This is a genomic window from Scandinavium sp. NPDC088450, assembly GCF_044900545.1.
Taxonomy (GTDB): domain Bacteria; phylum Pseudomonadota; class Gammaproteobacteria; order Enterobacterales; family Enterobacteriaceae; genus Scandinavium.
Genome location: NZ_JBJDNI010000041.1, coordinates 21,640 through 28,529, shown reverse-complemented (window position 1 = coordinate 28,529; position 6,890 = coordinate 21,640). Strand labels below are relative to the sequence as shown.

General features: G+C 55.8%; 8 protein-coding genes. 4 read left to right on the top strand and 4 right to left on the bottom strand.

Translation table 11 applies throughout. The annotated features are described in order from the left end of the window. Window positions 1-146 precede the first annotated feature (146 nt). Genes srlD through srlA form a run of 4 tightly spaced genes read right to left on the bottom strand, consistent with a single transcriptional unit; the run spans window position 147 to window position 2,846 of the window. Window positions 147-926, bottom strand: coding sequence for a sorbitol-6-phosphate dehydrogenase (srlD, locus tag ACI2I2_RS23475; protein WP_404660130.1), 780 nt, complete (start codon window positions 924-926; stop codon window positions 147-149). Window positions 927-941: 15 nt separating this feature from the next. Next, complete coding sequence (srlB, locus tag ACI2I2_RS23470) at window positions 942-1,304, bottom strand: PTS glucitol/sorbitol transporter subunit IIA (RefSeq protein WP_404660129.1); 363 nt, start codon at window positions 1,302-1,304, stop codon at window positions 942-944. 10 nt (window positions 1,305-1,314) lie between these two features. Beyond that, on the bottom strand, window positions 1,315-2,286 hold the full coding sequence (locus ACI2I2_RS23465; RefSeq protein WP_404660128.1) for a PTS glucitol/sorbitol transporter subunit IIB: 972 nt from the start codon (window positions 2,284-2,286) through the stop codon (window positions 1,315-1,317). Next, window positions 2,283-2,846 carry a PTS glucitol/sorbitol transporter subunit IIC gene (gene srlA / locus ACI2I2_RS23460; protein ID WP_404660127.1) on the bottom strand — a complete coding sequence of 188 codons (564 nt, stop codon included), beginning with the start codon at window positions 2,844-2,846 and terminating at the stop codon, window positions 2,283-2,285. The genes ACI2I2_RS23465 and srlA overlap by 4 nt, the downstream gene beginning before the upstream one ends. A gap of 257 nt (window positions 2,847-3,103) precedes the next feature. On the opposite strand from srlA, the gene mltB reads away from it, so the two are divergent. From mltB to ACI2I2_RS23440, 4 genes are all read left to right on the top strand, one after another. Beyond that, entirely contained in the window at window positions 3,104-4,183 is a 1,080-nt protein-coding gene (gene mltB, locus ACI2I2_RS23455; RefSeq protein ID WP_404660126.1) for a lytic murein transglycosylase B, read from the top strand. A 201-nt stretch (window positions 4,184-4,384) separates the two neighbouring features. Then, on the top strand, window positions 4,385-5,095 hold the full coding sequence (locus ACI2I2_RS23450) for a metal ABC transporter ATP-binding protein (protein WP_404660134.1): 711 nt from the start codon (window positions 4,385-4,387) through the stop codon (window positions 5,093-5,095). Next, window positions 5,092-5,952 carry a metal ABC transporter permease gene (locus ACI2I2_RS23445; RefSeq protein WP_404660125.1) on the top strand — a complete coding sequence of 287 codons (861 nt, stop codon included), beginning with the start codon at window positions 5,092-5,094 and terminating at the stop codon, window positions 5,950-5,952. The genes ACI2I2_RS23450 and ACI2I2_RS23445 overlap by 4 nt, the downstream gene beginning before the upstream one ends. A gap of 15 nt (window positions 5,953-5,967) precedes the next feature. Continuing rightward, entirely contained in the window at window positions 5,968-6,846 is an 879-nt protein-coding gene (locus ACI2I2_RS23440) for a metal ABC transporter substrate-binding protein (RefSeq protein WP_404660133.1), read from the top strand. Window positions 6,847-6,890: the final 44 nt, after the last annotated feature.

Here is a 6,890-nt window from a genome sequence, read left to right as displayed (position 1 = left end):
ACTGGCACAAGTGGCGTACGGCGTCCTGAAATCAGGACGCCCGTTCGATGCCACGTTGCACACAGAAAATGCTTGCGTGGCATAACAGTATCTACCTGGACGTCATATTGGTTTCCCGGCAAGCGCATTGTTACCGGGAAACACGGTCAGAACATCACTTGCCCACCGGTCACATTGATAGACTGCCCGGTGCAGTAAGAGGCTTTGTCACTGGCATAGAACAGCAGTGTGTTGAGCACATCCTGATAATCACAGCCGCGCTTGAGCGGCACTTTATCGATGTAATACTGCTCCACTTCTTCCGGCTTGATGCCGAGCTTGGTGGCGTATTGCGGAAGCAGAGACTGGAACATCGGCGATTTCAGCAGGTTGCCGAGCATCAACGCGTGAACGGTTATCCCGTATTCCGCCAAATCGAGCGCCAGTGATTGCGTCAGGCCCACGCCGCCGAATTTCGCCGCGCTGTAGCCGGAATTGTGTTTACTGCCCACTTTGCCGGATTTCGAGTTGATCTGAATGATGCGTCCCTGAATGCCGTCGCGGATCATCAGACGGGAAAACTCGCGAGCGCAGAGGAAATACCCCACCAGATTCACCTTCAACGCGCGGTCAAAATCGCCCAGCGCGACGTCGCTGATAAAGCCTGCTTTGGCTATTCCGGCGCTGTAGACCAGCAAATCGACACGGTTAAAAATCTCATCCACGCCGTGCGCCAGCGCCATCACGCTTTGCTCGCTAGTGGCATCGGCACCAAATCCGTAAGCCACGCCCTCGCCAAACTCCTGATTAATGGCGCTGGCAACCCGGGCTGCTTTTTCGCTTTGAATATCAACCACCGCAACGCGATAGCCTTCTGCGGCCAGCCCACGGCAAAGGAACTCCCCTAAGGTTTGTCCTCCACCAATGACAACGGCAACCTGATTCATACTTCTCTCCTTAAATTATGCAACGAATGTAAGTGTGCAGCCGGTGGCGAGCGCCTGTGGCACGAGGCCATCCACGTGGACGGTACCCGGATATTCCGCTTCATGCTGTCCGTCGAAGCGCAGCGTAATGTGGCCAAGTTCGCGCAGGTTCTGCTCGGCGACGTCACCGACGGCGGTGACGGGATAACGTTTGTCGCCTAGCCGTAACTCGCCGCCGGGTAGCAGGGCGCCGCTGAGCGTGCCGTGGCAATGAATGAAGCAATATTCTTCAATGTCGGCCGGCGCGCCTTCGCGAAAAGTAATGAGCATGCTGTCGCCCAGCGCCTCGCGGGCGCTTTGGCCAATGCGGGTGATAGTGGTCTGATAAATGACGGACATCGGTCACTCCTTATTGATAGATAAAGCCAGAGACAAACCAGGCAATCAGCACTGTCGGCGCGCCGGTGAGAAAACGGCTGACCAGTACGGAAGGCACGCCAACGCGAACGGTGTCCTGTCTGGCTTCGGCAAGCGAAAGCCCAACGGGAATAAAGTCGCAGGCCGCCTGAGCGTTAATCGCAAAGAGAGCGGGCAGAGCGAGGTGCGGGGGAATATGCCCAAGCCCGATTTGTACCCCAATCAGCACGCCGATAACCTGCGCAATCACTGCACCTGGGCCGAGGAACGGTGACAGCAGCGGGAAGGAACAAATAAGTGCCAGCGTCACCAGACCGAGTGGGTGGCTGGCGAGCGGAGCCAGGCCGTGCGCAATCCAGTCGCCAAGCCCAGAGGCCATGATGATGCCGATCAGCGCCGAGACGAACGCCATAAACGGCAGAATTGTCTTCAGCACGGTATCAATGGTGTCACGGCCGGACTGGAACAATACGGCAACAGCTGACCCCATTCCCATGCCCACTTTTGCCAGCAGCCCATCACTCTGTTCTGTGATTTTTTTGCTGGTGTCGTACTCACGCGGCGCAGTGCTGGCACGAGAGCTTTGCGGCGTAGCGGAGTCTTCCATGAGCTGAATGTTTTCCATTTTCACGCCAGAAACATAAATATCCTCAACGATGTACTGCGCCATCGGGCCGGATTTTCCTGTCGAGTGAATGTTGACGGTGGGAATGCGTCGTTTGGGATAGAGGCCACAGCGCAGCGTGCCGCCACAGTCGATAACCGCCACACCAATTTCAGCCTCTGCAGGTTCTCCTTCCTTAAAACTGTCTACCGCCTGCCAGCCGGTGAGTTCCACCAGTCTGTCGACGATGGCCGGACGGGTGCCTGCAGTGATGTAAACAATCTTTTTCCCTTCGATAACGTCCAGATCCAGCGGGCCACCCCAGCCGCTGGTGCCTTTTTCAATACGGATGCGGCTCATGCTGTGGCTCCTGAAAGGCGAACGGTTTGTTCAAGCTGAATCTCCATTTTTCGCTCGAAAATGGCGGTGGTCAGATCGGTGACCCAGCCACGGAAGAAGTTGGTCACCAGACCGACCAACAAGTAGCTCACGGCCAGCGGGCCCAGCGGCAAGCCCAGCGTGGTTAATCCACTGGCAATGCCGAGATACACGAACAATTCGCCCGGGTTGATGTGCGGAAACAGACCGTTCATCGAATGACAGCTGTAAGAGGCTGCGGCGTAATAGCTGGGTTTGTAGCGCTCCGGCATAAAACGCCCAAGGCTCAACGTCATCGGGTTACAAAACACAAACGTGCCTATGCAAGGCAAAACCAGATAACGAGAAACAGGGTTGCCCGCACAGCGTTGAGCAAATCTTTCAATGCGGGCAGGGCCGATAAAGTTGATCAGCGCATTCATGATAACCAACAGGCTGATCAGCAGCGGCAGGATCCCGGTCACCATCCCGGTAAACACTTCTCCGCCTTTCTGAAACAGTCCGATGAACCACTCGGCGCCATGGGTAATGGTTTCGATCATTGTTCTCTCCTGTGAGTGTTCTTGTGCAACTGGCTGCAATAATAATCACTTTGAAAGGTTTTAATGTGTTAATTAGATCTCAAAATGAAAGATAAAATATTCATTGTGAAAGTTTGTGGCGAAATGCCGAGACGAGAGTGATGAGAGGTGGAAGCGTAAAAATGAAAGATTTGTTTTTAATGCAGGTAGCGCTTCCTTGCAGACTTCGGGATGCTTTACCATGATTGCCTTTGCTGAAATTGCTAAATGGATGTCACATGTTGAAGCGTCGTTATCTGACCTTACTCCCACTCTGCGTGCTGGTTGCGGCCTGTAGCAGCAAACCGAAAACGGCGGAAGCGCCTACGGCAACCCCGTCCTCCGGGGGCTTTTTGCTGGAGCCGCAACACAACGTCACTATGATGGGCGGCGACTTTGCGAATAACCCGGCGGCGGAGCAGTTTATTGATTCTATGGTCAGCAAACATGGCTTTGATCGTCAGCAACTGCATGAAATTCTCTCTCAGGCGAAACGTCTGGATTACGTGCTGCGCCTGATGGACAGGCAGGCACCGACGGCGCAGGTACCAACAGGGCCGAATGGCGCGTGGTTGCGCTATCGCAAACAGTTCATCACCCCAGATAACGTGCAAAACGGCGTGGCTTTCTGGAATCAGTATCAGGATGCGCTGACCCGCGCGTGGCAGGTCTACGGCGTGCCGCCGGAAATCATCGTCGGCATTATTGGGGTGGAAACCCGCTGGGGTCGCGTGATGGGCAAAACCCGTATCCTCGACGCGCTGGCGACGCTCTCCTTCAACTATCCTCGCCGTGCACAGTATTTCTCTGGCGAGCTGGAAACCTTCCTGTTGATGGCGCGTGATGAGCAGGACGACCCGCTGGATCTGAAAGGCTCCTTCGCAGGCGCAATGGGCTACGGTCAGTTCATGCCGTCTTCCTACAAACAGTATGCGGTGGACTTCAACGGTGACGGGCATATCAACCTGTGGGATCCGGAAGACGCTATCGGTAGCGTGGCTAACTACTTCAAACAGCATGGCTGGGTGAAGGGCGATCAGGTTGCCGTTCCGGCAATGGGTCAGGCGCCGGGTCTGGATAACGGCTTCAAAACGAATTACAGCATTTCGCAGCTTTCAGCGGCGGGCTTGTCTCCAACGCAATCTCTGGGCGATCACCAGCAGGCGAGTTTGCTGCGTCTGGATGTGGGGACCGGCTACGAATACTGGTACGGCTTACCAAACTTCTACGCGATCACCCGCTACAACCACAGCACGCATTATGCGATGGCTGTCTGGCAGCTTGGTCAGGCTGTCGCCATGGCTCGCGCTCAGCAGTAATGCCTTTTCCCCTCCTGCGGGAGGGGATTTCCGAAACATTCCGATACATCCCCGCGTCACATCATCAATTTACAACTACTCCTGAACTCATTATTGTTATGTTATAACATATTTACGTGAGTCGCTGACCATGTCGTTTTCCCTGTTTACTTCCTCCAGTTTGCTGCGCCTGGCTTTCGCCGTTGCGCTGCTGGCTTTGCTCTGGGCTGCCACCTGGTGGGCGGTACTGCTGCCATGATTGCTTTGGATCATCTTGTCGCGGGTTACGACCGTCTCGCGATCACCCCGGCGCTTTGTGGCGTTATTGAAGAGGGCTCGCTGACCGCAATTGTCGGTGTGAATGGCTGCGGGAAATCAACGCTGCTCAAAACATTGGCCGGATTTATCCCTCCCGTGAGCGGAAAAATGCACTGGCAAAAACAGCGTCCGGTGATTGGCTGGCTGGCACAACGGCATGCGCTGGAGTCTCAGTTTCCCATAACGGTGAAAGATGTTGTTAGCCAGGGCGCGTGGCCGCGTGTGTCGCTGCTTCGTGGCGTGAGTGGCGAAATGCGTCGTCGTGTTGCCCAAGCGCTGGAGAGAGTAGGGCTGACAGCGCTCACGGAGATGCCTATTGAAGCGCTTTCTGGCGGCCAATTTCAGCGCATGCTTTTTGCCCGCGTGCTGGTACAACAAGCGCCGCTGGTGATGCTTGATGAGCCGTTCACCGGTATTGATGAGGCTACCAGCCAACTGTTGATGGAGGTCATCCTCGACATGCATCGCGACGGACAAACGGTGCTGGCGGTGTTACATGACAACCAGCGCGTTGCTCGTTACTTCCCAGAAACGCTGCTTCTTGAATCGCAACACGCGCTTTGGGGAGCCACAGCGTCTGTGCTTCCGGCCTTTGACCACGCGAGGCAAGCATGATCTGGCACACCTTTTTCCAGCCTTTTATCGAATTTGGTTTTATGCGTCGGGCGCTGGTGGTGTGCCTGGCGCTGTCGGTCAGCACCACTGTGCTCGGCGTGTTTTTGCTGCTTCGTCGGATGAGCCTGATGGGCGATGCGCTTTCGCACGCGATATTGCCTGGCGTGGCGGTGGGATACCTGTTGAACGGCATGTCGCTGCTGGCGATGACGATTGGCGGTTTTATCGCCGGGATCGCGGTGGCGCTGATTGCGGGCTGGGTCAGTCGTCGCACGCCGCTGAAAGAAGATGCCAGTTTCGCTGGGTTCTATCTGGGATCCCTGGCGTTGGGTGTCACGCTGGTGTCGCTCCGGAGATCAAGCGTCGATCTCCTCCATTTACTGTTTGGCTCCATTCTGGCTGTCGACAGCAGCGCCGCAGTGTTTGTCTCAGCAGTTGCCAGCCTCACGCTCATCGCACTGGCCGCGCTGTATCGCGGCTTTGTCAGTGAAGCATTCGACAGCGCCTGGCTGGAAGTTAACTCACGCCGTTTGCCGTCGTTGCTGCACGGCGTGTTTCTGGCGCTGCTGGTCATTAACCTGGTCGCCGGGTTTCAGGTATTGGGCACGCTGATGGCTGTTGGCGTAATGATGCTCCCCGCGATTGCCGCTCGCTGCTGGGCGAGAACCTTACCTGTGATTTTGCTGTTTGCCGCAGTGAGCGGCGCATTCTGCGCCTGGCTCGGATTAAGTTTGTCCTGGTCGGCAAACCTGCCGGCTGGCCCTGCGATTGTGCTCACCGCCAGCCTGCTGTTTTTCATTTCACTATTTTTTGGCACGCGTAGCCGGCTGGCTTTCAGTCTGCGAGCGCTTTTTTGATAAAGGGGAATAATGATGAAAAGAACGGGGTTTATTTTAGCACTGGCGCTAGGGGCGCTCTCACCAGGCGTCATGGCAAAAACGCTCAATGTGGTCGCTAGTTTTTCTGTGCTCGGCGATATGGTGCAGCAAGTTGGGGGTGAACACGTGCACGTGGACACGCTTGTCGGCCCGGATGGTGACCCGCATACCTTTGAGCCTTCGCCAAAAGACAGCGTGCTTTTGAGTAAAGCTGATGTGGTGGTGGTCAACGGGCTGGGCCTTGAAGGCTGGCTGGACAGACTGGTGAAAGCTTCGGGGTTTAAAGGCGAGCTGGTTGTCGCTTCACAAGGGGTGAAGACCCATACGCTTGATGAAGACGGGAAAGTCGTTACCGATCCTCATGCCTGGAACAGTGCCGCCAACGGGGCGTTGTATGCACAAAACATTCTCGCCGGGCTGGTGAAAGCCGATCCGCAAGATGAAGCAGCCCTCAACGCCAGCGGGCAAGCCTACATTGCGCAGCTCAGGCAAATTGATGGCTGGGCGAAGTCCCGGTTCAGCGCTATCCCGGAAGCTAAGCGCAAAGTCCTGACCAGTCATGACGCCTTTGGTTACTTCGGGCGTGCTTACGGGGTGACTTTCATGGCACCGCAAGGCTTGTCTTCCGAGAGCGAAGCCAGCGCGGCGCAGGTGGGCCAATTGATCAATCAGATTAAGGCCGACGGTGTGAAGACCTGGTTTATGGAAAACCAACTCGACCCACGCCTGGTGAAGCAGATTGCTTCTGCGACGGGCGCACAACCTGGCGGTGAGCTGTATCCGGAAGCGCTGTCAAAACCGGGCGGGGTGGCTGACAGCTACGTCAAAATGTTGCGTCATAATGTCGACTCCCTTGCCAATAGCATGAAGTAATTCTGAGATGCGCCCGGCATTTGTCGGGCGCTGTCGATTTTCCT

Excerpts from the sequence above, each read along its gene's own strand:
- ACI2I2_RS23465 (WP_404660128.1), bottom strand. The coding sequence starts at position 2,286 with ATGAGCCGCATCCGTATTGAAAAAGGCACCAGCGGCTGGGGTGGCCCG.
- mltB (WP_404660126.1), top strand. The coding sequence starts at position 3,104 with ATGTTGAAGCGTCGTTATCTGACCTTACTCCCACTCTGCGTGCTGGTT.
- srlB (WP_404660129.1), bottom strand. The coding sequence starts at position 1,304 with ATGTCCGTCATTTATCAGACCACTATCACCCGCATTGGCCAAAGCGCC.
- ACI2I2_RS23445 (WP_404660125.1), top strand. The coding sequence starts at position 5,092 with ATGATCTGGCACACCTTTTTCCAGCCTTTTATCGAATTTGGTTTTATG.
- ACI2I2_RS23440 (WP_404660133.1), top strand. The coding sequence starts at position 5,968 with ATGAAAAGAACGGGGTTTATTTTAGCACTGGCGCTAGGGGCGCTCTCA.
- srlA (WP_404660127.1), bottom strand. The coding sequence starts at position 2,846 with ATGATCGAAACCATTACCCATGGCGCCGAGTGGTTCATCGGACTGTTT.
- srlD (WP_404660130.1), bottom strand. The coding sequence starts at position 926 with ATGAATCAGGTTGCCGTTGTCATTGGTGGAGGACAAACCTTAGGGGAG.